The 24,133-nt window shown below is 60.0% G+C and carries 28 protein-coding genes; 1 reads left to right on the top strand and 27 read right to left on the bottom strand.

Annotated features, from left to right (window positions below):
* Positions 1-76 precede the first annotated feature (76 nt).
* From cysE to fabD, 26 genes are all read right to left on the bottom strand, one after another.
* Complete coding sequence (cysE, locus tag ACP15U_RS12320) at positions 77-886, bottom strand: serine O-acetyltransferase (protein WP_425045442.1); 810 nt, start codon at positions 884-886, stop codon at positions 77-79.
* A 91-nt stretch (positions 887-977) separates the two neighbouring features.
* A complete protein-coding gene (locus tag ACP15U_RS12315) occupies positions 978-1,286 on the bottom strand; it encodes a hypothetical protein (RefSeq protein ID WP_425045441.1) in 309 nt (102 codons plus the stop codon).
* Positions 1,287-1,289: 3 nt separating this feature from the next.
* Positions 1,290-5,213, bottom strand: coding sequence for a baseplate multidomain protein megatron (locus tag ACP15U_RS12310; RefSeq protein WP_425045440.1), 3,924 nt, complete (start codon positions 5,211-5,213; stop codon positions 1,290-1,292).
* A gap of 2 nt (positions 5,214-5,215) precedes the next feature.
* Positions 5,216-5,656 (bottom strand): NlpC/P60 family protein, encoded by a 441-nt coding sequence (locus ACP15U_RS12305; protein ID WP_425045439.1) that lies wholly within the window; start codon positions 5,654-5,656, stop codon positions 5,216-5,218.
* The gene (locus tag ACP15U_RS12300; protein ID WP_425045438.1) at positions 5,656-6,543 is read right to left on the bottom strand and encodes a DUF2163 domain-containing protein; all 888 of its coding nucleotides are present in this window, start codon (positions 6,541-6,543) and stop codon (positions 5,656-5,658) included. The genes ACP15U_RS12305 and ACP15U_RS12300 overlap by 1 nt, the downstream gene beginning before the upstream one ends.
* On the bottom strand, positions 6,543-7,175 hold the full coding sequence (locus ACP15U_RS12295; protein WP_425045437.1) for a phage distal tail protein, Rcc01695 family: 633 nt from the start codon (positions 7,173-7,175) through the stop codon (positions 6,543-6,545). The genes ACP15U_RS12300 and ACP15U_RS12295 overlap by 1 nt, the downstream gene beginning before the upstream one ends.
* Before the next feature lie 13 nt (positions 7,176-7,188).
* A complete protein-coding gene (locus tag ACP15U_RS12290) occupies positions 7,189-7,848 on the bottom strand; it encodes a phage tail tape measure protein (RefSeq protein WP_425045436.1) in 660 nt (219 codons plus the stop codon).
* Positions 7,838-8,047, bottom strand: a complete 210-nt coding sequence (locus ACP15U_RS12285; RefSeq protein ID WP_425045435.1) for a rcc01693 family protein — start codon at positions 8,045-8,047, stop codon at positions 7,838-7,840. The genes ACP15U_RS12290 and ACP15U_RS12285 overlap by 11 nt, the downstream gene beginning before the upstream one ends.
* A complete protein-coding gene (locus ACP15U_RS12280; RefSeq protein WP_425045434.1) occupies positions 8,044-8,364 on the bottom strand; it encodes a gene transfer agent family protein in 321 nt (106 codons plus the stop codon). The genes ACP15U_RS12285 and ACP15U_RS12280 overlap by 4 nt, the downstream gene beginning before the upstream one ends.
* Positions 8,365-8,367: 3 nt before the next feature.
* Positions 8,368-8,781 (bottom strand): phage major tail protein, TP901-1 family, encoded by a 414-nt coding sequence (locus ACP15U_RS12275; RefSeq protein ID WP_425045433.1) that lies wholly within the window; start codon positions 8,779-8,781, stop codon positions 8,368-8,370.
* A gap of 25 nt (positions 8,782-8,806) precedes the next feature.
* The gene (locus ACP15U_RS12270; protein ID WP_425045432.1) at positions 8,807-9,220 is read right to left on the bottom strand and encodes a DUF3168 domain-containing protein; all 414 of its coding nucleotides are present in this window, start codon (positions 9,218-9,220) and stop codon (positions 8,807-8,809) included.
* The gene (locus ACP15U_RS12265) at positions 9,217-9,555 is read right to left on the bottom strand and encodes a head-tail adaptor protein (RefSeq protein ID WP_425045431.1); all 339 of its coding nucleotides are present in this window, start codon (positions 9,553-9,555) and stop codon (positions 9,217-9,219) included. The genes ACP15U_RS12270 and ACP15U_RS12265 overlap by 4 nt, the downstream gene beginning before the upstream one ends.
* Positions 9,552-10,145 carry a head-tail connector protein gene (locus ACP15U_RS12260; protein ID WP_425045430.1) on the bottom strand — a complete coding sequence of 198 codons (594 nt, stop codon included), beginning with the start codon at positions 10,143-10,145 and terminating at the stop codon, positions 9,552-9,554. Before ACP15U_RS12260 ends, ACP15U_RS12265 begins: the two co-directional genes overlap by 4 nt.
* Before the next feature lie 178 nt (positions 10,146-10,323).
* Entirely contained in the window at positions 10,324-11,502 is a 1,179-nt protein-coding gene (locus tag ACP15U_RS12255) for a phage major capsid protein (protein ID WP_425045429.1), read from the bottom strand.
* Between the two features lie 32 nt (positions 11,503-11,534).
* Positions 11,535-12,104: an HK97 family phage prohead protease gene (locus ACP15U_RS12250; RefSeq protein WP_425045428.1), complete on the bottom strand. Its 570-nt coding sequence runs from the start codon at positions 12,102-12,104 to the stop codon at positions 11,535-11,537.
* 29 nt (positions 12,105-12,133) lie between these two features.
* On the bottom strand, positions 12,134-12,358 hold the full coding sequence (locus tag ACP15U_RS12245) for a GTA head formation protein, RCAP_rcc01685 family (RefSeq protein WP_425045427.1): 225 nt from the start codon (positions 12,356-12,358) through the stop codon (positions 12,134-12,136).
* Positions 12,351-13,523: a phage portal protein gene (locus ACP15U_RS12240; RefSeq protein WP_425045426.1), complete on the bottom strand. Its 1,173-nt coding sequence runs from the start codon at positions 13,521-13,523 to the stop codon at positions 12,351-12,353. The genes ACP15U_RS12245 and ACP15U_RS12240 overlap by 8 nt, the downstream gene beginning before the upstream one ends.
* 179 nt (positions 13,524-13,702) lie before the next feature.
* Positions 13,703-14,929: a DNA-packaging protein gene (locus ACP15U_RS12235; RefSeq protein ID WP_425045425.1), complete on the bottom strand. Its 1,227-nt coding sequence runs from the start codon at positions 14,927-14,929 to the stop codon at positions 13,703-13,705.
* Between the two features lie 52 nt (positions 14,930-14,981).
* Positions 14,982-15,326 carry a hypothetical protein gene (locus ACP15U_RS12230; RefSeq protein WP_425045424.1) on the bottom strand — a complete coding sequence of 115 codons (345 nt, stop codon included), beginning with the start codon at positions 15,324-15,326 and terminating at the stop codon, positions 14,982-14,984.
* 212 nt (positions 15,327-15,538) lie between these two features.
* Complete coding sequence (gene mltG / locus ACP15U_RS12225; protein ID WP_425045423.1) at positions 15,539-16,693, bottom strand: endolytic transglycosylase MltG; 1,155 nt, start codon at positions 16,691-16,693, stop codon at positions 15,539-15,541.
* Positions 16,694-17,959, bottom strand: coding sequence for a beta-ketoacyl-ACP synthase II (gene fabF, locus ACP15U_RS12220; RefSeq protein WP_425045422.1), 1,266 nt, complete (start codon positions 17,957-17,959; stop codon positions 16,694-16,696).
* A gap of 140 nt (positions 17,960-18,099) precedes the next feature.
* A complete protein-coding gene (locus ACP15U_RS12215) occupies positions 18,100-18,843 on the bottom strand; it encodes a HisA/HisF-related TIM barrel protein (RefSeq protein WP_425045421.1) in 744 nt (247 codons plus the stop codon).
* Positions 18,844-18,987: 144 nt separating this feature from the next.
* Positions 18,988-19,524 (bottom strand): GNAT family N-acetyltransferase, encoded by a 537-nt coding sequence (locus ACP15U_RS12210; RefSeq protein WP_425045420.1) that lies wholly within the window; start codon positions 19,522-19,524, stop codon positions 18,988-18,990.
* 139 nt (positions 19,525-19,663) lie between these two features.
* Positions 19,664-19,897 (bottom strand): acyl carrier protein, encoded by a 234-nt coding sequence (locus ACP15U_RS12205; RefSeq protein WP_028091986.1) that lies wholly within the window; start codon positions 19,895-19,897, stop codon positions 19,664-19,666.
* A gap of 202 nt (positions 19,898-20,099) precedes the next feature.
* Positions 20,100-20,837, bottom strand: a complete 738-nt coding sequence (gene fabG / locus ACP15U_RS12200; protein ID WP_425045419.1) for a 3-oxoacyl-[acyl-carrier-protein] reductase — start codon at positions 20,835-20,837, stop codon at positions 20,100-20,102.
* An 81-nt stretch (positions 20,838-20,918) separates the two neighbouring features.
* Positions 20,919-21,857 (bottom strand): ACP S-malonyltransferase, encoded by a 939-nt coding sequence (gene fabD, locus ACP15U_RS12195; protein ID WP_425045418.1) that lies wholly within the window; start codon positions 21,855-21,857, stop codon positions 20,919-20,921.
* 258 nt (positions 21,858-22,115) lie between these two features.
* Between fabD and ACP15U_RS12190 the strand changes: the two genes are divergently transcribed.
* Positions 22,116-23,375, top strand: a complete 1,260-nt coding sequence (locus ACP15U_RS12190; protein ID WP_425045417.1) for a cytochrome b/b6 domain-containing protein — start codon at positions 22,116-22,118, stop codon at positions 23,373-23,375.
* Positions 23,376-23,483: 108 nt separating this feature from the next.
* On the opposite strand, the gene ACP15U_RS12185 is transcribed toward ACP15U_RS12190, so the two are convergent.
* On the bottom strand, positions 23,484-24,056 hold the full coding sequence (locus ACP15U_RS12185; protein WP_425045416.1) for a YceI family protein: 573 nt from the start codon (positions 24,054-24,056) through the stop codon (positions 23,484-23,486).
* Positions 24,057-24,133 lie beyond the last annotated feature (77 nt).

The raw sequence follows: 24,133 nt of genomic DNA, 5'->3' as shown, positions 1-24,133 counted from the left end.
AGGGCCGGAGACACTCTCCGGCCTTTTCTGATTTCGTAGTCATCCCGAGCACGCAATCGCCGGGCCGGGGCTGACGTTACTGGATATCCGGCAGGCCCTGTTCCATGCTGACGGCGGGTTGGTCGCATCCGGCTTCCCCGACGACACGAGCCGGAACTCCGGCGACTGTTTTACATGGTGGAACTTCCGCTAGAACAACGGAACCGGCTGCAATGCGGCTGCACTCTCCCACCTTGATGTTGCCCAGAACCTTGGCACCTGCTCCGATCAATACACCGTTTGCAATCTTGGGATGGCGATCCTGTTCTTCCTTGCCGGTCCCGCCCAAGGTCACAGAATGCAGCATCGATACATTGTCACCGACCACTGCCGTTTCACCAATCACAATGGAATGAGCGTGATCAATCATGATCCCCTTACCGACACGAGCAGCCGGATGAATATCAATCCCGAAGATCTCCGAAATCCGCATCTGGAAGAAATAGGCCAGATCGCGCTGGCCACGCTTCCACAACCAGTGACCTACGCGGTACGCCTGAACGGCCTGGTAGCCTTTGAAATACAGGATCGGTTGCAGCAGCCGGTGGCACGCCGGATCTCTCTCGTGAACGGCCACCAAATCGGCACGCGCGGCGTCAATCAGGCTTGGGTCATCCCTGTAAGCCTCTTCCGCGATCTCGCGCAAAATGACCATCGACATCTCGTTCGAAGCCAGCTTGGCTGAGATCCGATAAGACAGCGCCTTTTCTATGCTCTTGTGATGCAGGATACAGGCGTGCACCAACCCCCCCATAAGGGGTTCTTTCCGAACTGCCTCTTCCGCCTCGCGACGAATCCGATCCCAAACGGGGTCAATTTCGGCAATGTTGATCTTGGTGTCAGCCATGGCTTCTGGATCCTTTCCTGAGCACAGGATACTCATTTAGACCACATTTCTCCAGACGCAATGGCAAGATCGCCGGGCAGAACACATTGCCTCACATCAGTTCCACAGAACCGTCCTCCAGAGAGCGCAGCGCCAGCAACTCGTTCAAAACCACGACAAAACACTCGCAGTAGTCAGAATTGTCGAAATCCGGTTCCGGCACCAATTGGCGTTTTCTTGCACTTGCCATGAGCGATCCGTTCCCAAAAACCGGATGCAACTTCCCATATTTCAAGACAAACTCGTCCGCCATTTCTGCCTCCCGGATCAGTTTCCGGCAAAGCCTTGCGCGCAGCTCGGGCTGAACTGGCAGCAGCGCCCGCGCCGCACTGCTGACGTCTCCGTGTAGAACAGGTCTCATTTGTCAGGCCGACAAGTTCAGGCTGGCCGGCAACCCCGGACCAAACCTGGCCGAAATCTGAGCGATCTCGATACGATCCGCCCCAGCCGACAAATCAGCCGCGACGTCTGGTCCGGCATGGGTCCATTGCGGCTTTTCGACGGTTGCCTCACGCAAGACCGCAGAACCTGCCATAACCCGGACAAGATAGGCCTCCTGCTCTTCGGCAACAGGCACTTCGGGCGTGTCCCAACTGTCTCCATCGATCCGGGTGCGACGAATCCAAGAATAGAGCCAATCCCCACCGGAAATTTGCGTGCCTGATAGATGCACGGGGGAATACGGGCGTAGTCCGTTCCCGTCAAAAGCTTCCACTTTGTGAACATAGGAGGGATCGTCATAGCCTCTGCGGGCCGGGCCAATCCGAAAATTTCTGGTAACTCTGCGCTGGGAACTCGACAACGCGACCTGAGCCGGAGATCCGTCCAGCAACACGAACCACGACCCCGCTGGCCATATCTCCGGCATCAGGGCATCGCTTCCGAGCTGCCCTCGCAATCGGCCAGAGATCAGGTAAGTGTCAGACCCGATCAGTTCCGCATTCCGAAACTGAAAAACTTCCCAGTTTCCACTGCTTCCATCACCGATCGCAGCAAGATTTGCACCGTTGAGAACCGACCCTGCCGGGCGACTTTCCAACGTCCCACAAATAAGACGAACCTGCAGGGCATCCGCCTCGTCCCATAGCCCAGCAGAAGCCGCGCCCAGCGGCGTTTCGGACACACCGATCGTCGATCGCGCAGCCAGCAACCTGTCCAGCGCATAGTTTTCGTCCGTGTCAGAGGCATAAACCGCGACAGTTCCCGGCCATGGTTTTGCTGCAACCGCCAAGTGTGGCGCATGCGGCACCTCCTCACCGCTCACTAGCGGAAGATCGAGAAACAGGGGCAATACCGGAACAGGCGCAGAGAACCGCGTTGCAGAAGGCAAATCCTCTGAAATCTCAGACGGCCTATACACCTCCGGCTCGATCCGGACCGCCTCGACAACCTGCATGTCCGTCTGCTCAACCCGATCAACCCGGAAAACCCCTCCCCCTTGGTCCTTTGGCAATCGAACCACGTCCCCTGAACCGATCTCCATCAGAGACGGCGGCAGAGCGAACCGCATCGTTTCCCGCGAAACCCGTGCTTCGGTCAACCAGCGTTCAACCACTTGCCGCCCCTCACCCCGGGTCAGCACCATGGCAACCTCGCTGGAGGAAACAGAGTGGGTTTCGTCATCGGGCAAGACTGCTTCTTCGGCCACGATGTCAAAGTCGGCCTCGGCCTGAACGAAACGCAGCCGTACACGCCCAGCCATCTCCGTTTCCGCCTCGCGGGAACGCTCCAGACGAGCGCCGTTCTCCGAGGCATCCACCAATGCGCCTTTCGGCAATTGAAATGCTCCCAGTCCCGTCCGCATGACGCATCTGAGAATGCCTCCCCGCTCGACAACATCAAATCCATGGCGCAGCATCAAGGGCTGCAAGGCTGTCCGCGCATCCGACACCTGATCGATCACATAGCCACGAACCACGCCACGCAACCCCGAGACGTCCACTTGCGGGACACCGGAACGACGGCAGATCTCCTCAACCACCGAGGCCAGACTGCGCGTTCCTGAACGACCGTTCAGCCAATGACCTCTGCCATAGTTGCGGCCATCCATCCACTGATCGCGATTGTTTGGAAAGAATGGAAAGGGCCGGGTATCCCAAGCCCAGACATACATGTGGTCCAGGTCAATCATCTGCCCGCCATAGACTTCGGAAACAGGATTGATCCCGGGCTTCCGCCAGTATCCCAAAACCGCTGACAGGTACTGCAACTGAATAAGGTCATCGCGTTGACCATTCGAGAACCGCGGCAATTGCGATTCCGAAGATTTTGGGTCAAGAAACTTGTTGGGCTGGTTTGTGCCCTTGTCGATCGCGGCACAACCTAGTTCCGTGAAACGGATCGGTTTCGACATTGGGTCCCAAGCCGTTGGCCCCTGCTGTCGAACGCCCCCTATCCGCTCATGATGCGGCTTTGCCCACCAGTTGCGAACATCCTTATAGCGCCAGACCCACGGCTCACCATGCACGTCATCAGTGATCGGGGTTCGAATTTGAGCAGCTTCTGCCTCGGGCGAATGGTAATACCAGTCATATCCTTCACCGCCCTCAATGTTGGATCGAAGATACCCAAGATCATGAACCCCAGTGCACTCGGTGGTTGCGTCAAGGTGGTCCTCGCCCTCCCTCCAGTCGGATAATGGCATGTAGTTGTCGATTCCCACGAAATCGATGTTATCGTCCGCCCAAAGCGGGTCGAGATGGAAATAACGATCACCACTGCCATCCTGTGGTTGATACCCGAAATACTCCGACCAATCAGCGGCATAACCGATCCTTGTCTCTGCCCCTAGCAGAGACCGCGCTTCCGCCGCCAAAGAACGTAGCTCTTCAACCGCGGCAAATCCGTTAGCGCCCCGGATCTGTGTGAGGCTGCGCATCTCGGATCCGATGCAAAAGGACTCGACTCCCCCCGCACACGCACACAACGCCGCATAGTGCAGAATGAACCGTCGCAGGCTCCATTCGTCAGGGCCGGTGTAAGTCACGACACCGTCGCCGATCGCAAAGTCCGCCGCACGCGCAGTCCCGAAGAACGATTTCACCTGCGCATCTGCCGCGACCGTTCTGTCCTGAGTGCCATCGCGCCCGGGCGCGACCGACAAAGTGATCCGGCCCCGCCATGGCAGAGCCGGTTGTTCCTTAGCCCCGGTCCATGGGTCGGGCAAGCCGTTTCCCTGCTGTTGGTCCATCAGTATAAACGGATAAAACATGACCTCCTGGCCGGCCTCGCGCATGTGCCGGATGGCTTCTACCACCGATCGGTCAGACGGGGTTCCGCCGTAGATCGGCCGACCATCCTGCATCTCGATTTCGATTGCGGCTTGGCGGTGCACCCCAGACACAGACCACGGCATGTTCTGGCCTTCTACATGGCGCCGTTCCACTTTGGGTCGCAACTCACATTCACCGCACCTCAAGTCGCCCCCGAACCAGGACACGACAAGCGAGGCGCTTCGGCATTGTGGCAACTCATCCAGCAACGACCCGAACGAAGCTTCGAAATCCGTTCGGCCAGAGGGAGAATTCACGTTCGCAGGCCAGGAACTGCCCGGTCCATCCGAGTAATACACCGGGGTCGTCGCAAGACTGTATTCTCCGGTGCCCGGGACCATCGCAACCCCACGTACAAGTTCAGGGACTGAATCGGCAAAGCTCGGAGCATCTGGCTGTTCATGGCGCACAACTTCGAATGAAAACTGCGGAATCCGGTTTCCAAATTGCTCCAGCGGAAGGTTCTCCAACACCACATATGCCGTGCCACGATATGCGGGTACTTGCCCCTCGCCCTCAACCGCCTCGATCAGAGGGTCTGGCATCTGATCCATAGCTCCGGTGTAAACCCTCATGTTCAGGTCATCAGGAGAGATTTCTTCTCCGTCAGCCCAAACCCGACCGACCGACGCGACCTCACCCTCGCAAACGGCAATCGCAAGCGAAACCGTGTAACTGTATTGAGTTATTTTCGGCTGGCGCGGCGCCCCTTTCCCCCCTCCACTTGTTGCAACGCTCTCTTGAAACTCGGTCGCCCAGATGACCTGCCCCCCGACGCGCATCCGCCCGAAAACCTGAGCGATTGGCATCCCCTCACCACTCTGGGTCAGGCGAAACCTGTCCACACGCCCGGTTTCCACCGCGTCCGAGCCATTCCCCAAAAGGCGTTCGTCGATGACACGGCCCAGTGTCGCCCCGACAGCCCTCCCAACCGCGACGGTCGATAGCCCCGCAAGTGTGCCACCTGCAGCTCCGCCCAGCGACGCACCGGCCGCTGATAGCAAAATCGTTGCCATTTCTACACCTCCAAAGGAAATTCGAACCGCGCCACAATTCGGCGCCGCCAAGGCCCGCTGAGAGGGCTTTCAACAACCCCATGACCTGAATAGGCATGGATGAAACGGCCGTCAGGCTCGCTTATGCTGACAACACCCAAGTGTTTCGCCACCCCACACGATCTCATCCGAAACAGAATGACCTCGCCGGCCCGGCATGGACCATCAGGCAACTGCTTTAGGTGCCGACCGGCCGCCTGCCACAAACGTTCTTCACCCTGCGGCTCCGACCAATCCATGGAATAGGCCGGGACTTTCTCCGGTTCCCGTCCGTACAGCTCCCGCCAGAGACCCCGAACAAGGCCAAGGCAATCGGTTCCGGCGTCACGACAGGCAGCTTGATGCCGATATGGCGTACCGATCCAGCGCCGCGCCGCTTGTACGACTTCCATTCGCGTCGCCATCACCGGCGACTTCCACCCGGATTCGCCTGTGACGTCTTGGGGACGGCCACGACCCAATCTTCCTCGGGAAGATCCGGAAAGCCGCTAAAGTTCAGTATATTGCCAAACTTCAGTGCGCAGGTTTCCATTCGCTTGTCGCAACCGGCCTCCAGCCGCACAGTATCACCCGGCTGTATCTCCCCTCGGATCGGTTCCCAAAGCTCGATAACGCGTTTTCTGTCCACTTGCCGATCATGCTTAATCAGACCCCAGAGCCCGGCTGCGTCTCCGCTCTGCACTTTCAGAACGCCGCGGATGAACAAACCCGGTTCGAAGCCATCAATCGAAGCCCAGCGAAAGATACGATTCTCCTCCTGTCCAGCAAGTGATAGAACCGTAGAATACCCGGGTGTTTCCACATCGAACCCGCATCGCGCATCGCCCAAAACCGCCGTACAAGGTTTCTGGTAAATACGACCAAGAGGCTGGTTCAGAGCAGCCGTCAGTCCCCTGAGCTCGGCATGAAATGCACCGTCGGCTCTGCGGATCTCACCGATCGTCCCTCGAAACTGCAGCCATCGAACATCCGGGTCCGCCCAGTTAACAAGCCAGGCCTGAACATCGGCGTCGTCAAAGCGACCGGCTTCGATATCTGCATCCCGGATTGCAGCATCGCAAAGGGCACCAATAGCCTCGGTATTGTCCACGGACAGTCCCGTGCCTTGTTGCAGCGCGGTTGCCGACAATCCGGACTCCGCTTTGAATACAATTCCATCGAACTCCAGAGACCGATCGTGATCGGTGAAACCATACAGCTTGCCATCACGGCGCTTAATTGCCCAGCAGCGGCACAGCGTGGTCAGCCCGGTTTTCAGATGTGTTCGAAAGTCCTGTGTCATTCCATGCATCAGACCCGCACCTCCACCACCGGCACATTGGGAACATCTCCTGCCTGGAAGCTGGCAACGCTGGTTTGAATCCGATCGGTATCGAAGCGAACCGGCACATCGAACTCGAACCCGGCCGACACCGACATCGCGTCTGCCGGAGCCTGTTCGAAGGTGACCACCCCGGTTCCATGATCGACCTGGTAGTCGACCGCCTCCCGCAACTGATCCTGTTCGATGCCAATCCGCACAGTGCCCTGAACGGGTTTGGTTATCTCCCGCTGATAGGAGAATTCACCCGATCGATACGTTTTTGAGATTTGGAAAATTGTTTTTTTTCCGTCGCCTACGCCAATAATCTGATCCTCAAACGCCGGTTCAGCCGTCGCCCGGCCAGACTTGTAGTCTGACCAGTCTTTCCAACGAAACCCATACATCTGCCCGCGCCGCGCTTCGAAGAAAGCGATAAGAGTTTCGACATCGTCGAGCGAACGCATACCCAGCCCGGCGTCGTAGCGCCGACGTGAATGCGCCCATGGCGTGTTGCGTTCCTCGAACCCATTGGCCAGCGTCACTACGTCCGTGCGCCTTTCTGGCCCCCCGACCGAACCGAAGCTCAGATTGGCCGGGAATCTCACCTCGTGAAAGTTCATGCTGTCCCCTCGTTCAACGATTGCGGTTTCCGGCACCCAGTGCCCTGTTCAGCTGAGCGGCGACCTGTCCCCGACTGCGCTGGAAGCCCTGCACATCCGGCGTCGATACGTTCATCACCACGGTCACCGACCGTCCGCTCCCGGCGCTGCGCACTCCTAGCTTGCCATCCGGTCCACGCGTCAGCGGCATGATCGCCTCTGGCCCGGCTTCGCCCATCAATCCGGTTCCCCCGCGCATGGGGAACGCCACAGGTCCCGACACCACGCCACCATTGGCAAAAGGCATGACCCGGCCCTGGCTGAAGCTGCCACCCTTGGCAAAAGGCAAAATCCCCTCGACCAGCCCACCTACACCTTGGGCAAGCAAACCACCGAAATGGTTCGTGACCGGTTTGATTGCTGCCGAATACGTGGTCTGGATCATTGACCGGCCCATGGTTTCCAGCGCGTCGGACAGTTTCATGCCGTCGAAGACCACGCCGTCAAAGGCGCGCCTGAGCCCCTTTGAAAGGCCGCGTTCCAACGTCACCACATCCTTGCCCGTCGCCGCCAGCGACTCGCGGACCCGCCGCAATTCGTTGTCGAACCCGGCGGCCATCACGGCAGCATCGCCCAGCGAATCCTCGAGCGCCTCGCTCTGCTGCTCCAGTTGGGATATTCCGTCATGCTCCATCGTCACGCTCCATTTGTTTCTCGTCCGGATAAGCAGCCAGCAGTGCGTCCAGACCGGTCCGCCCCATCGGTGCGTGCCCGGCCGCCTGTCCAAGCATCATCTGCAACTCAACCGGGGTCAGTTCCCAGAATTGTTCGGGCCGCAGCCGTAGCCCCTGAAGCCCCGCGCGTATCAGGGCTGGCCAGTCAAAGCGGTTCACTTGGAATCGGGCAGCATAAAGGCCCGCGCCAGCAGTTCTGCCGCCGCCCGTGCCGCAGCCATTGGGCCACCATCAATCTCTGCCTGCATCAGATCGGACCGCGCCACCTCGGCCCCGCCGCCACGCAGACCGGCCACGACCAGCGCCAGAACATCACGGCTGGAAAACCGGGAACCTTCGAACCGTTGCACCAGATCGACCAGAGACCCGCTTTCCAGCTCCTGCTCCAGCTCTGCCAAGGCGCCCAACGTGAGCTTCAACAGACGCCGTTTCCCATCGATAGTCAGCGCCACCTCGCCTGCCCATGGATTGGCCATCGCTTAAAGCACCATGAAGCTCAGCGCGCCGGCGCTGGCCATCGAGATTTCATAGGTCGCCTCTCCGTTATGCGACCCGGCATATTCGATAGCGGTGATCTGGAATGGCCCCTCGACCACACCAAAGTCCGGAATGATCACCTGAAAATCCGGCGTTTCCCCGTCAAAGAACAATTGCCGTGCACGCTCGTCGGTGTTGGCGTCCTTGAATACGCCGGACCCCGAAATTGCTGCCGACTTGACACCGGCGCCGGACAGCAATTCACGCCAGCCGCCCTGGCTTTCCAAACTGGTGACATCCACGCTCTCGGCGTTAAAGCTCACGCGCGTGGCCCGCAGCCCTGCAATACTTTCGAACTGGCCATCCCCGGTCATGTCTACCTTGACCAGCAGGTCTTTTCCGTTCTGAGCACCCATAGTCGTTTCTCCGAATTGTGATTGATCAGTTGTCTTCCACGCGGGCGCGGAATTTCAGGTCGATGCGCCGGACCCGCCCGGCCTTGCCGTCGCGTCGCACATGGGCGCGCTCGAACCACAGCCCCACCAGTCGGCCCCGGTCCAAAATCAGCGCTGACGAAAACAGAGCGTCATTGATCGCAGCGGCGACGGTCTTTGCCGCAGCAAACCCTGTCCGCGCCGAAACCACCGACAGCGTGAACCGGTGAACGGCCCCAGACCCATCAAGATCCGATGCGTCTTTCACCTCTTCGGGGCCGAGACCAATGTAAAGCTCCGGAATGTCCCCCTGTGGCAGCGCGTCGAATACCGCACCGCCTACCAGTGCCGACAAGTTCGGATCAGAAGTCAGACGCTGATAGATCGCGCTTTGCAGCGCCGCCGCCAAGCCATAACTCATGCCGCAATCTCCTCATCCGAAAAACACAACAGGAACCGCCCGGCAGGGTCGAATTCCGTCACCGCCCGGATCATGAACACGCGCCCACCGTCGCGAAATCTTTGCCCGGGTCCGGGCCGCATGGTTGAACCTGCGGGGGCCGCCCGCACCAGAACGCGGAATCCTGTCGAACTGATCGGAATACCGGCTTCTGACCGGGCCCGCCCGGAGCGCGGCTGCAGATCCGCCCAGAGCTGGCCGAGGGCGATCCAGCTCTCGCTGAAACCACCAGCTCCGTCGGCAACCCGTTCCGGGGCCTCGAGTTCCAGTCTGCGAGTCAGATGCGGTTTCCTCATCGAGCTGCTCCAATCCGCAAGGTCCGATACCGCTGGATCAGGCTGGTGACACCAAAGGGCATACACCCGTCGCCCAACGAGGTTTCGTTCCGATACTCGTAGTAATGCGCCGCAAGCAGCAGCACCGCCTGAACCAGATCAGCGGGCAACCCACCCCACTCATTCGCCAAGCCGACATCCATCACGATCTTGGCGGATCCGCCGGTCGCAATCGTGGGCAACAAAGCCCCGGCTGGCCGCAGGCGGGGACGTTGGCCATCCTGCTCAAGTCTGTAACTGGCTTGATCCAGAACGGTTTCGGATCCGGTCGCATCGCATAGAACAATCCGGGTGACAGCCCGCACCGGCCCGACCGGCAAAACCTCTCCCGATCGGTCCCGCCAGCCATTCACCGTCCAGGAAAATTCCCTGGCAATCAGAACTTTGCCGGTTCTCGCTTCAATGGCCGCCACCGCCGCGCGCAGAAAGCTGTGCAGAACCGCGTCCTGAACATCGTCCTCGGCAAATCCGGTACCCAGTCGCAAATGCGACTTGAACTGCTCCACCGGCAAGGCGGCGTCGGGAACAGTGGTCTCTTCGATCAGCATCATTTAGTCACTCCGCAAGCTCGGCCCCCGCCCGGCCGTTTTCCCTGTCAAAAGCGGGCCCGCACCTCGCCTCACGTTGCTCGGACGGAGGGGAGCAGCTAGACAACGCGAGGTGGATGTCTCCTCCCGGCACGCGCCCGCTCACCAGAGCCGGTCACCCGGCCCCGGATCCGGTCCCGCCTCAGGCGGTGCCGAATTTCAGCAGTTTGATCGCGGCAAAGTCGCTGACATCGCCGCCCACACGTTTGGTGGCGTAGAACAGCACATGCGGCTTGGCACTGAATGGATCACGAAGGACACGCAGATCTGGCCGTTCCGCGATCGTGTAGCCTGCGCTGAAATCGCCAAACGCAATCGAGAAACTGTCGCTGGCCGCATCCGGCATGTCTTCGGAAATGACGACCGGATATCCCATCAGACGCGCAGGTTCCCCCGCAGCGAGACCGTCAGACCACAAGAAGCGGCCATCGCCATCCTTCAGCTTTCGAACGAGACCCGCAGTCTTGGAGTTCATGACGAAGGTGCCGTTAGCGCGATACTGCGCTCCCAGCGCATAGACCACGTCGACAATTGCATCCGCCTCGACGCCACCGACAACGCCGGTCGGCACATAGCCCAGATTGCCCCATGTCCAGATGTCGTTGTCGACAGAAGGATGTGCGAGGATACCGCGCGGCTTGTCGTTGCCGTCCCCGTTGATAAAGGCATCGGCCTCGGCGCGGGCAAACTTGTCGGCGATCCGGCCCGCCAGCCAGCCTTCGATATCAAAGGCGCTGTCGTCCAGCAGCCGCTGAGACGCCTTGGGCAGCGCACTTAGCTCATGCAAAGCAATCGGGATCCGGTCGATCGACGGTGTCGCTGTTTCCGCCGTGTTCGATGTTTCATCGGCCCAGCCAGCACCGACATCAGTGTGATCGATCAGCACATCAAAGGAATTCGCCTCCACGTTCACCACCGACGCCACGGACCGGATCGACGCAGTCGACTTTAGCACGGACTTGATCGTCTCGGCCGTTGCCGGGTCAATCAAATAGCCGCCGTCACTGTTCACGGTGCCGGACATCGATTTGGCCTCGACCTCCAGGCCACGCAGACCGTCATCGTCTCCAGAACGAAGATAGGCATTGAATGCCTTCTGGTGTGGCGCGCCCTCATCTGCCGCGGCCGCAAGATGCGGTCGCGCCGCGGTTTGAGATTTTCGATCCAGCATGGTCAGTCGCTCTTCCGTTGCTTGCAGTTTTGTTTCAACTTCACCCTGAAACCCCTTAAGTTCGCTCACAAAGCCGGCAAGGGCCTGCTTCACTTCCCGAACCGCGGGCACAGCTTCTCCGGCCAAGGCCGGGTTCTCGGTCTTGCTCATCGGCATGTCCTGTTCATTTTGGTTTGAGGCGCTTATCGCAGCGCCAGTTCCCGCCGGGCCTCATCGAGAACCTCGGCAATCGAACGCCAGGCGTCCTCGGCCTCCGGGGTGGTCCCCTTCGCCGCCACCCGCGCACTGGGCAGCATTGGAAAGGTCACCAGCGAGACCTCCCACAGCTCCAGTTCGGTCAGGAGCCTGCAGCCCCTGTCATCCTTTACGGCGCGCCGGGTGCGATATCCAATCGACAGCCCGTCGATTGCGCCCGCCGCAATCAGCGCCGCCGCCTCGCGCCCTTTCTGAGTTCCGTCAAGCAGCCTACCCTTTACCCAGAGCCCGCGCTCATCCTCACGCACCTCGTCCCAGACACCAATCGGCTCAGCCGGATCGTGTTGCCAAAGCATCTTGACCCGGCGCCCCTCGCTGGCCAACGCCGCAAGCGACCCGCCATAAGCGCCGGATTGCACCTTGTCTCCGCCCTGATCGGTCTGACCGAACAGGCTTGCATATCCCGCGATCACCGCACCGTCGGTGACGCTCAAACTCTCGCCGAACCGGGCAAACTTGCGCTCCAGCGGTGTGGTAAACCCTGCTTCAAAGCCCATGAAACACTCCTCGCAACCCATTGTAATTCTTACGGAGAAACCGTCATCAAACCTTGAAAGAGCTGCCCCAGTATCGCCGCTGCAACCCCATAAACGGTCAGCCACAAACGCCGCTCTTGTCGCTCCATCATTTCCTGCAGTTGGTCCAACCTCCGGCACAAATGATCATGCTGTATTGCGGCAACGCGCTCGTGGGCCGCCAGCTTCAGACCCGGAGCACAGTCAAACGCGACGTAGTCGGGGCCATCAGTCATCTGCATCGCTCTCCGCTGCCGGTAGCCCCAGCAGAGCTCGCTTTTCACCGTCGCTCAGGAAATCCGCCCGCGTCACCCGCGCCCACTGGGCGTCGCGCTCCGCAGCCAGCGCCGGAACTTGGTCCAGATCCGGTTTCAGATCCAATACCTCACCCGAGCATCCTGCCAGCCAGTCCGCCAGCGCAGCCGCCACCCGCGTCACCAGGGGCAGGACAGTTAGGCGATAAAACGCCCGGTTTGCCTCCTGATAGTTCGAATAGGTCGCGTCGCCTGCAATCCCCAGCAACATCGGCGGTACACCGAAGGCCAGCGCGATCTCGCGGGCGGCGGCTTCCTTGGTCTTTTGAAACTCCATGTCCGAAGGAGAAAAGCCCATCGGCTTCCAGTCGAGCCCTCCCTCGAGAACCATCGGTCGCCCGGCATTCCGTGCACCGCGGTAATTCGCTTCGATCTCGTCGCTGAGGCGCCGGAACTGGTCTTCCGCCATGACGCCCTGCCCATCGCCGCCTTTCCAAACCAGAGCGCCCGATGGCCTTGCTGCATTGTCCAAAAGGGATTTCGACCAGCGCGAGGCCGCGTTGTGAACGTCCACAGCCATTGCTGCCGCCTGCATCGGCGAGAAGCCATAATGATCATCCTGCGGGTGGAAACTGCGTATGTGGCAAATCCCGTCCGCGTCGAACCTGTGTTTCTTGGCCCCGACCGAGTATTCGTACCCAACCGGCCATCCATCTGCACCGGGAACAACCCTCATCCGGTCCGAGCGTAAAACATGCAACTCCAGCGGTGTACCGTTATCACCACGCACCGCCTCGACATAGGCATCCCCGGACAAAAGCAGCTGACTATAGAGCGCTTCCATCAACTCCGCCCGTCCCTGAGCCGCATTTGGCCGACGGACCAGATCCAACACGGGATGGCTATCAAACCGCTGCTCGTGATCCTGCAGCACCAAGGGCAATGCCGCCGCCGCCTCGGCGATCAGCTTGACTGACCGGAACCCAACCGGGTTCGAGGAAAACCCGGTCCGGGTCAGGGAAACCGTATCCCGGGCGCTCCATGCGACACGACCGGAACCGTGCCAGGCCACTACCGGACCCGCCGCGCTCGCCTTACTTTCCGGCACCTCTCCGCCAGTTCCGCGACGCAAGAAATCAAATACCATGTTCCGTTGCTCCTGTTCTCTTTGCGCCGCGCCCGGCCTTTCGTTGAAACCGTTATCCGGCAAAATGCTTACAGCGCCGGAAACTGACCGCCCGGCCTTTGCGCAACACCCCCAACAAGAAAGGGGCGCCCGTTCCGGACGCCCCTGTTTCGAACCACTGCCCTAGTCTTCCTTTGCCTTCACAGCGCGCGCAACCGCGGTCGCCGGAACGCCGAAGCCGGTGCCACCAACAGTTCGTGCAAGGCCCACACCAGCGCGTCCACCCGATCAGGCGAGCCGCGGCCTTCAAAGCCCCGCGCCGTCATCTGGCACATCTGCTCCTCCAACTCGGCCAAACCCGGCAGATGCCGAACCCTTCCTTGCTCGTAGAGCGCCGCCACCGGCTCGGCCCTTGCCACTTTTCCGCGCGTTGCCCGCACCGCCCGAAATGGGGTCAGCGGCGCCACTTGCCGCATCACTTCTTCAACCAGTTGACCACCCTGATTTACCTCGGCCACCAATCGTTCCGCATCAAATTCCGACATCGCGTCCACGGCGGCCTGCGCCCAGCCCGCAGGGCTTTGCCCGGCAACTGTCCGGTCCGCCAGCACCCAAGCACGCCATGTTTCAGGTGGCCCTTGCACCCGGGCTCCGACCACGACAATTCCGCATTCATCCGCATCGGTTCCCGAGCTCACCGCAGGATCCAGCGCAACTACAACCCGATCCAGCTCCGGCATGGAATTCTCCCGGGCATCTTCCAGCATCGAGGACGTCCACAACGCACCGTCTGCATCAGCCAGCAACACCCCGTCCAGCTCCTGCCGCCCCATCCGTGTTCCGGAGTAACGGGCGCGAACCTCCTCAAGAAACGACTTCGCCAGATTGGCCCGGTTTGCTTCGGTCCTTGCATGGGTAGTCACCGTGGATCCGGCCTTCAGAACCTCCGTCAACACGCCCACGTTACGCGGCGTCGTCGTCACGCAGACCTGCGGATGTTCGCCCAGACGAAGTGCAAATTGCAGCATGTCCCAAGTTTCCCCGGCCTTCTTCCATTTGGCCAGTTCATCCACCCATGCGGCGTCAAATTGCGGCCCCCGCAAACCTTCCGGATCATGGGCCGAAAAGGCCTGCGCCTCTGCTCCGTTGGGCCAGATCAGCTTGCGTTCGCTGGCTTTCCAGCGTGGCCTCCTGTCAGGCGGAGAACAGGCCACAATCCCGCTGTCCCCGAATATCATCACATCCCTGACCTGATCGAAGGTTTCACCGATCAACGCCAAACGTTTCGCTTGACCGGCCTCCAAAGGCCGGCCCCCTTCCACTTTCCCACGCACCCACTCGGCGCCGGCGCGTGTCTTGCCCGCGCCACGTCCACCCATGATGACCCATGCCCTCCAATCGCCTTCAGGCGGCAGCTGATGTGGCATGGCCCAGAACTCGAACAGGTAAGGGAGGGCACAAAGCCCTCCCTCCCCGATCTCACCTAGAAACCTTTCCCTGACTGCAGCAGGTGCGGAGGCGAGCCAACCTGCACCCGATTTCAAATCGAGCCTGCTCAAGGTCGAGCGCATACCCGCCTTGGGCGATTCCGGCCTGTCTGTTCTGTTGTTCGACAAAACTCGTCTCCACTTTCTGACAACTGCGGATCAGGCCGTCGACCTGCCCCAGCTGCTTGCCTGCTCCGGCAAGATCGGCATCCTCCCCGGTTACGATCTGCCTGCGCAGTTCTTCCGCTGCCTGACGCAGAGCGCGAATGGATGTCTCCAGAGACAGCAACAATTCCGCTGTCTGCGACACCCGCTCCTCCGGGGTAATCAAAGTCATGTGTGCTCGTGACCTCATGCGTGAGTGATCTCCGCACGAGAGACATGAAAAAACGGCCACCGGAGTCACCCCCGGGGCCGTTTGCCATCTCTTCTAGCATGACACAACCTAAGCACGAAACCGCGCGAAAGTCAAGAAAATCCGCAACAGCTGCAACACCTAACCGACCGGTTCTTTTAACAAAAACCTAATTTCAGGTCGACCGAACCGGATCAGTTGTTGTTGCGCTGCGCCTCAATCTCACGCCATTTCGCGACATTTCGATTGTGTTCCTGCAAGGTTTCCGCAAAGGCGTGGCCACCTGTTCCGTCCGCCACGAAGAACACATAGTCGGTTTCATCCGGTGCGACCGCTGCTTCCAGACTGGCCAATCCCGGATTGGCGATCGGGGTTGGAGGCAAGCCATCTATAACATATGTATTCCAAGGCGTTACACGGCGCAGTTCACTTCTCCTAAGGCCACGACCCAAAGTGCCTTTGCCTTTGGTAATGCCATAGATCACCGTCGGGTCCGTCTGCAGCTTCATTCCGCGTTCCAATCGGTTCACGAACACGCTGGCGACCTGACCACGTTCTTCGGAAACACCGGTTTCCTTTTCGATGATCGAAGCCAGAACCAGCATCTCTTCCGGGTTTTCCAACGGAAGGTCAGGCTGTCTGCTCTCCCAAACAGCATTGATCAGAAGCTGTTGCTTTTCCTGCATCTGTGCCAACAGCGCCGACCGTTCAGTACCTGGAACAACCTCGTAACTGTCAGGTGCCAGCATGCCTTCGGGCGGGATCTGACCCACCTCGCCGCTCAGAACGTCCATCGCCTTCAGCGCCTCGGCCACCTGCCAGCTGGTTACGCCTTCGGCCAGAGCAATCCGGTAACGTGTGTCCGCCTCCTGACGTTTCTCGGCATAGGCCTCGGGTGTTTCCTCCTCGGCAGGGTCAAATTTCGCCAATTCGACAAACTTCTGACTTACAGGATCAAGTTCCCGCACTTCGGTAGAGCTGCGCGTGACACCGATACGATACACGATCTCGGTGCCACACGTGCTTGCACCGCCGCGGGTAATCTGGTCGACGATGTTCTCCATCGAAGCGCCGTCTTGCACCAGATAGGCCCCGGCCTTCAGCTGTCCGGCCTTCTCGCTGTAGCGCGCGCCCAGACGGAACACCGCCGAGCTGTCTACTGCCCCCTGCGCCTCGAGATCCCGGCTCACACGGTCCATGTTCGATCCCCGTTCCACCCGCAGGCAGATCGGCTCGGTCAACGGACCTTCAGCAGTGTATTGCGACTTGCCCCAGAGGATCACGCCAGCCGCAAGGAACATGACGACCGCAAGAACGGTCAGCATGTTCGAAGCAAGAGCACGCCACATTTACTTGGGCTTCCCGAAGATCACGCTCGCATTGGTTCCGCCGAACCCGAAGGAATTGGACATGGCCACGTCGATCTTGCGTTCGCGCTTGGCATTGGGCGCAAGGTCAACAACCGACTCGACCGCCGGATTGTCCAGATTGATCGTCGGCGGTGCCACCTGATCGCGGATCGCGAGGATCGAAAAGATCGCCTCGATAGCACCAGCGGCGCCCAGCAGGTGACCGGTAGCGGATTTGGTCGACGACATTGTAACATTCGCCGCGTGTTCGCCCATCAACCGCTCCACGGCGGCCAGTTCGATCACATCCGCCATTGTCGACGTGCCGTGTGCATTGACATAATCGATGTCCTTTGCCTCCAGCCCGGCCCGCTTGAGAGCCGCGCGCATGGCGCGCTCGCCCCCCTCGCCGTCTTCAGACGGAGCCGTAATATGGTACGCATCGCCCGACATACCGTAACCCAGAACCTCGGCATAGATCTTGGCGCCGCGGGCCTTGGCGTGTTCATATTCTTCCAGAACCACAACGCCAGCACCTTCGCCCATGACGAACCCGTCGCGATCCACATCATACGGACGGCTTGCGACGGTCGGATTGTCGGCATACTTGGTCGACAGCGCCTTGCAGGCGTTGAACCCGGCCATGCCGATCTCGCAGATCGCGTTTTCACCACCGCCGGCAATCATCACATCGGCATCGTCAAGCGCGATCAGGCGCGCGGCATCGCCGATGGCATGTGCGCCAGTTGCACAGGCCGTGACGACCGAATGGTTTGGCCCCTTGAATCCAAAGCGGATCGACACCTGCCCCGACGCAAGGTTGATCAGTGCTCCGGGAATAAAGAAGGGCGACACCCGCCGCGGACCGCGATCCTTGATCAGATTTGCCGTCTCAGCGATCGACCCGAGCCCGCCAATACCAGAGCCGATCATAACACCGGTGCGCTCCCGTGCTTCCTCGTCCTCGGGCAACCAGTCTGCATCCTTGCAGGCCATATCCGCAGCGGCGATGGAGTAAAGGATGAAATCCTCGATTTTCCGCTGCTCCTTCGGGGGCATCCAGTCATCGGGATTGAACGTGCCGTTGGTTCCGTCTCCGCGCGGAACTTCGCAGGCATAAGTGGTGGTCACGCCTGACGCGACCGCATCAAACAGCGTGATCGGCCCAGCGCCGGACTGCCCGTCCAGCAGCCGTGACCAGGTTTCTTCCACTCCGCTGGCCAACGGGGTGACCATACCAAGACCGGTGACGACGACTCTGCGCATAAAGCTTCCTCATGCCTGCTACCTGTTCGAGAACCGCTCATACCCCGCAGATGGGTGTGGGGGCAAGAGCAACCACCCCCTATCCCCTTTCGCGTGCGAAAGGTTTCGGCGATCCGTCGCCCGAAGCAACAACGAGAAATCTATTGCAATTGCGCCACCGGCTCATGGGCCCGGGTCGCAACGTTCAGAGCTTCGGACAGGTCCAAAGTCTTTCTGAACAATGCCCGGCCCACCAGAGCACCGGAAATGTTATGGATATAGGCCAGACGGGAAATATCGTCGACGGTCCGAACCACGCCAGAGGCAATCACCGGCGTCCGAGACGACGCCGCAAGCCCGGACATCAAACCCAGCTGCGCTTCCAGATCCTCCATGTCACTGTCGATATCGGTCACGATGACTGCGGCCAGCGGAACGTCGGCAAACGCCTCCAGAAACGCCTCGGGAGTGAAGGCACTGGGGTTGCGCCAGCCTTCGGTCATCACCTGACCACGCCAGACATCCACCGCCAGAACGATCTGATCCGGGTAATGGGCGGCAAGCTCCTTCACCAGATGCGGATCACGGGCCGCAAGCGTGCCAACCACGACACGACCGACGCCTTTGTCGATCCAGCGTTCGACATTTTCGCGGCTGCGAATTCCGCCACCCAACTGCACAGGGATCTCGGCAGCGCGAATGATCTGCTCGACCAGCTCGGCATTGGTATCACGTCCTTCGATGGCATCGAAATCGGTCAGATGCATCCATTCCGCGCCCGCTGCCGCAAAACTTCGCGCTGTTTCGATCGGGTCCACATGCCAGATCATCGCTGCATCCAGACGGCCTTTGTCCAGTGTCACGCACCGCCCGTCCTGCAATTCCATTGTGGGGTAAATTCGCATGAGCCATGTCCTCCGCACTCACGGTCACCTGTACATGCAGGATAGCATAGATCGCCGGAAATCCCGCACTGTTCCGGTATCGGCGTGACAGTTGCTTTTTGCGGCACGTAAGGGGCTGTCCACCCCGAATGCACATTCCCGGCCTCACCCCTGCGGTGGGCCGGCCCTGTGCAAGAGAATCACGGACTGGTCGCGAAACTCCACCTCTCTGAGTGGCGCGTAGCCGAGATGATCAGCAATCCGTTGCGAGGCTTCGTTTCCGGCATTGATCATCGCCACCAGAGGCCCGGTGATGATCCTGTCAAACCAGTCATGGGCGGCCTGCGCCGCTTCGCGTCCGAGCCCTTGCCCCTGTGCCTCGGGCGCCAGAGCCCAGCCAGCCTCGGGAAACCTGTCGAATTCCTCACCGAGATCGCGGTTTTCATAGAAAAATCCCACCTGGCCAACCAGTCGGCGGTCGCGTTGCGTAACGATACCCCACTGCCCAAACCCAGCCATCTGCCAGTGGCCTGCATTGCGGAGGAAACTCTCCCATGCCCGCCCGCGCGAGCGCGGCTCGCCGCCGATATGCCGCACGACTTCCGGCATCGCCCAAAGCTCGGCGAAACGTTCAAAATCCTCCGGCCGCATCCCTGCTAGGGTCAGTCGCGCCGTGTTGATTGTAGGAATGGATCGGATCATTGCCTGCCCGCCCGAATTCTGCTCGACAACAGGGTGACAACTGGTTTTGCCCGAAGCAAGTCAGAAATTGGCATTGCAAAGAAAAACGGCGCTTCCATTGCATGGAAGCGCCGTTTCTAAAGCATTTTCAGCCGGTGGCTCAGGAAGCCTCGGTGATGAACTTCACAGCGTCGCCAAAGGTTTGGATGGTCTCGGCTGCGTCATCGGGGATCTCGATGCCGAACTCTTCTTCGAAGGCCATGACCAGTTCCACGGTGTCGAGGCTGTCTGCGCCCAGATCGTCGATGAACGACGCATTCTCGGTCACTTTGTCTTCTTCAACACCCAGGTGTTCCACAACGATCTTCTTTACGCGATCTGCGACGTCGCTCATGTCTATTCCTCATTCTTCAGGGCTCTAAGCCCGGTTCTGCCCTTGCCCGCTCGGGGTGGCTTGATTGTGCCCTTCCCGGGCGGCTCGGTCCCGGAGTTCCGGGTATGGCAAAGCGCGGCCCATCGACCGCGCCCGCTAAACTGTGCCGCCTATAGCATAGACGACGCCAGAGGCAAACGCTTTCGCATTCGCCCCAGGCCGGTCACAACATGGCCATTCCGCCGTTCACATGCAAGGTGGTGCCCGTGACATAAGCGGCCTCGGGGCTGGCCAGGTACAATACGGCCGCTGCAATCTCCGAGGGCTCGCCCATGCGGCCAGCCGGAACCTGGGTCAGGATGCCCGATTTTTGATCATCCGTCAGTTTGTCTGTCATGGCCGTGGTGATAAACCCCGGGGCCACTGCGTTGACGGTGATCCCGCGGCTCGCAACTTCATAGGCCAGAGATTTCGACATGCCGACCATGCCTGCCTTTGACGCAGCATAGTTGCCTTGCCCGGGATTTCCGGTGGCTCCAACAACCGACGAGATATTGACGATCCGTCCCCACCGCGCCTTCATCATGCCGCGCAGCACGCCTTTGCACAGTTTCATAGTCGCAGTCAGGTTGACGTCAATGACGCTCTGCCATTCCTCGTCCGACATCCGCATGAACAGGTTGTCCCGGGTAATCCCGGCATTGTTCACCAGAATATCGACGCTACCCATCGCGTCCGCAGCCTGCTTCGGCAAGGCTGCCACTGCCTCGGCGTCACCAAGATTGCAGGGCAGAACATGCGCCCGCTCGCCCAGTTCAGAAGCCAGCGCCTCCAACGGCTCTACACGGGTGCCGGACAGACCGACGGTTGCGCCAGCTGCATGCAGCGCTCGGGCGATATCACCACCGATTCCGCCCGACGCTCCGGTGATCAGGGCATTCTTTCCCGTCAGATCAAACATTTCGAATTTCCTTTCTGCTCCGCCGGTTCGGTCGCCGCGTTTCAGGCGACTTCGCAATACCGGCCAATTACCTTAACCAGATCAGCCTAGCGACTGCGCCGCTGCCTGTGCATCCTCGGGAGCACCGACCGCCTTGCTTGCCAGCGACCGATCGATTTTTCGGATCATGCCGGACAAGGCCTTGCCTGCGCCGATTTCCCAAAAGGTGTCCACGCCCTGCCCGGCCATGAACTGAACGCTCTCGCGCCAGCGGACCGAGCCAGTCACCTGCGCCACCAGCAGGTCACGGATCTGATCCGGATCACTGACCGCCTCGACGCGAACATTCGCAACCACAGGAACAGCGGGCGCCTTGATATCCACTGCGGCCAGCGCCTCCGCCATCACATCGGCCGCCGGCTGCATCAAGGCGCAATGGAACGGAGCGCTAACTGGCAGCATCACTGCGCGTTTTGCGCCTTTTTCCTTGGCCAATTCAGCCGCTCGTTCAACAGCGGCCTTGGACCCGGAGACCACAACCTGCGTCGGATCATTGTCATTCGCAGCCTGGCACACCTCGCCCTGTGCAGCGGCTTCTGCCACCTCGCGCACGGCTTCCAGATCGAGACCCAGAACCGCCGCCATGGCGCCCTCTCCAACCGGAACTGCGCTTTGCATTGCTTCGCCACGGGTGCGCAGCAACCGGGCCGTATCGGCAACACTCAGCGCCCCAGCCGCAGCCAGTGCTGAGTATTCGCCCAGAGAATGCCCCGCCACAAAGGAAGCGGCCGAAACCGAGACGCCTTCGGCCTCCAGAGCCCGCATCGCCGCCATCGAGGTCGCCATCAGCGCCGGCTGCGCATTGCGGGTCAAGGTGAGTTCCTCGATCGCGCCATCCCAGATCAGTGCGCTCAACTTTTCGCCCAAGGCGTCGTCGACCTCGGCGAATATGGCCTGCGCCGCCGGATAGGCTTCGGCGAGCGCCTTGCCCATACCAATGGCCTGAGCGCCCTGTCCGGGAAACACGAATGCGAGTGTCATTACGTTCTTGTCCTCATTTCTGTTTCCCGCAGGGTTTAGACCGCCCCGCGCGGCCACACAAGCCATCGCCCCGATTTACGCCTTTCTGAACACCCTCCAAATGCCCGCCGGTTCCGGTCATGTATGAGGTTCACTTAACGCGCAGATCAGCGAGGCAAAAACACCTGCATGCTGGCACGATACCTGTGCGCGACCGCCACTTGAGCGAACTGCGCAAGGCTATAGTTTGTAAAGAATACCACCAAGAGCGAGATTCCCATGCCCCCCTCGACCCGGACCTTGTCCAACACGTTCAGCGCCTATGGAAGCGTGACCAAGACATTTCACTGGCTAACGGTCTTGCTGATCTTTTCGGTGATCCCGCTTGGTTTGGTTGCCAACAATCTCGCCCATCATGTGCGCGATCCCGCCATAACCCCGTCCGAGGCCGAGATCGCCCGCGCGGCGTTTCTGTTTTCGATGCACAAGACGCTTGGTGTAACGATCTTTTTCGTTGCACTCGCCCGAATATCCTGGGCGTTGATCCAGCCGAAACCCGGATTGCTGAATGCGGACAACAAGCCCGAGGCCTTTGCAGCGGAAACGGTGCACTGGCTTCTTTACGGCTCGCTCCTGCTGGTTCCCCTGACCGGATGGATTCACCATTCTGCCACCACGGGGTTTGCACCGATCTGGTGGCCGTTCGGTCAATCGCTTCCCTTCGTCCCGAAGCATGAACCCCTCGCCGAGACCTTTGCATCGCTGCATATGATCTTCGAGCGCGTCCTGGTCGTGGCCTTGTTTTTGCACATTGCCGGCGCTCTGAAGCATCACGTCATCGACCGGGACAGCACTCTGCGCCGGATGTTGCCAGGGCCCAGCGACGCACCCACTCCCCAGGAACAAAAACACAGCTTGCTGCCGCTGGGTGCGGCGATTGTGGCCTGGGGCGTAGCGCTTGGTATTGGCACAGGTTTTGGTATGTTCGCCCCTGGTCACTCTACGGCGACTTCGCAAAGCGCGACTCTGGAGGCCGTGCGTTCGGACTGGCAGGTCACCGAAGGCAGTCTGGGTTTCAAAATCAGCCAGATGGGCAGCGAGGTCGACGGACAGTTCGCCGATTGGACAGCGGCAATCACCTTTGACGAGCCGGATGCGCCCGGCCCGGCCGGAGAGGTCGACGTCACCATCGCCATCACCTCGCTGACCTTGGGCTCTGTCACGCAACAGGCGATGGGCGCCGATTTTTTCGATGCCGCCCAGTTTCCAACCGCAAGCTTCGTCGCACAGATCGAGAAAACCGAATCCGGCTATATCGCGACCGGTCCCCTGACGCTCAAAGGCCAGAGCGTGCCCGTCACCCTGCCCTTCGACCTTGAGCTTGACGGAGACACGGCCCGAATGACCGGCCAGACCTGGCTGCAACGGCTCGACTACGGCATCGGCGCTTCACTGAAGGATGAAAGCTCGGTCGGATTTGCTGTCGACGTTTCGATCAGCCTTTCGGCCAAACGGGGCGCGTCAGCAGGAAACGACTAACGCCCGGCCGGGCAGGCTGGCCCCGTCTCGCTGCGCACTGGTCTTTGACTCGAAAACAAAACGCCGGACCCACGGGCCCGGCGTTTAAACCTTCAGATTGGCTAGACCTTACTCGGCTTTCATCGCCTCGATCGAGATCATGATCTGAACCTCGTCGCTTACGTAGGGGGCGAACGCACCGACATTGAAGTCGGACCGGAGAACCGTCGTGGATGCGTCAAATCCCGCCCATGGTTTCTGGGCCTGCGGGTGGGTGCCAACTTGGTTCAGAGTGGCGTCCAGAACTACAGACTTGGTCACTCCGTTCATGCTCAGATCGCCGGTGATTTTGGCGGTATTGTCGCCGCTGACCTCGATGCCAGTCGAGGTAAACGTGACCATGTCCCCGTCCTGAGCGTTGAAGAAATCGGGCGACATGAAATGGCCCAACCGCTTTTCCCAACCAGTCATCATCGACTTTACAGGCATGGAAACCGTCACGCTCGACGCGGCCGGATCTTCCTGATCGAACATGATTTCGCCATCGAAGCCCGAGAACATGCCGTAGGTAGTTGAATAGCCTAGGTGGTTGTAGCTGAACACGATCTGGCTGTGGCTGGCATCAAGAACATATTTCTCAGGCGCGGCGAAACCGGCAGTCGCGGTGACAGCAAAAGCGGCGGCAAGGAGGGTCGTTTTCATTGGGGAAGCTCCGTCTTTCATGCGTTGTCTCTAATCCGGGAGTGGATGAAACATCCCCAAAAACTTGTGCCGCCCGG

The organism is Primorskyibacter sp. S87, assembly GCF_049801055.1.
In the GTDB taxonomy this organism is placed as follows: Bacteria; Pseudomonadota; Alphaproteobacteria; order Rhodobacterales; family Rhodobacteraceae; genus JBNAGF01.
The sequence above is the reverse complement of the archived record's forward strand: the minus strand, read 5'-3'. Positions and strand labels throughout refer to the sequence as shown.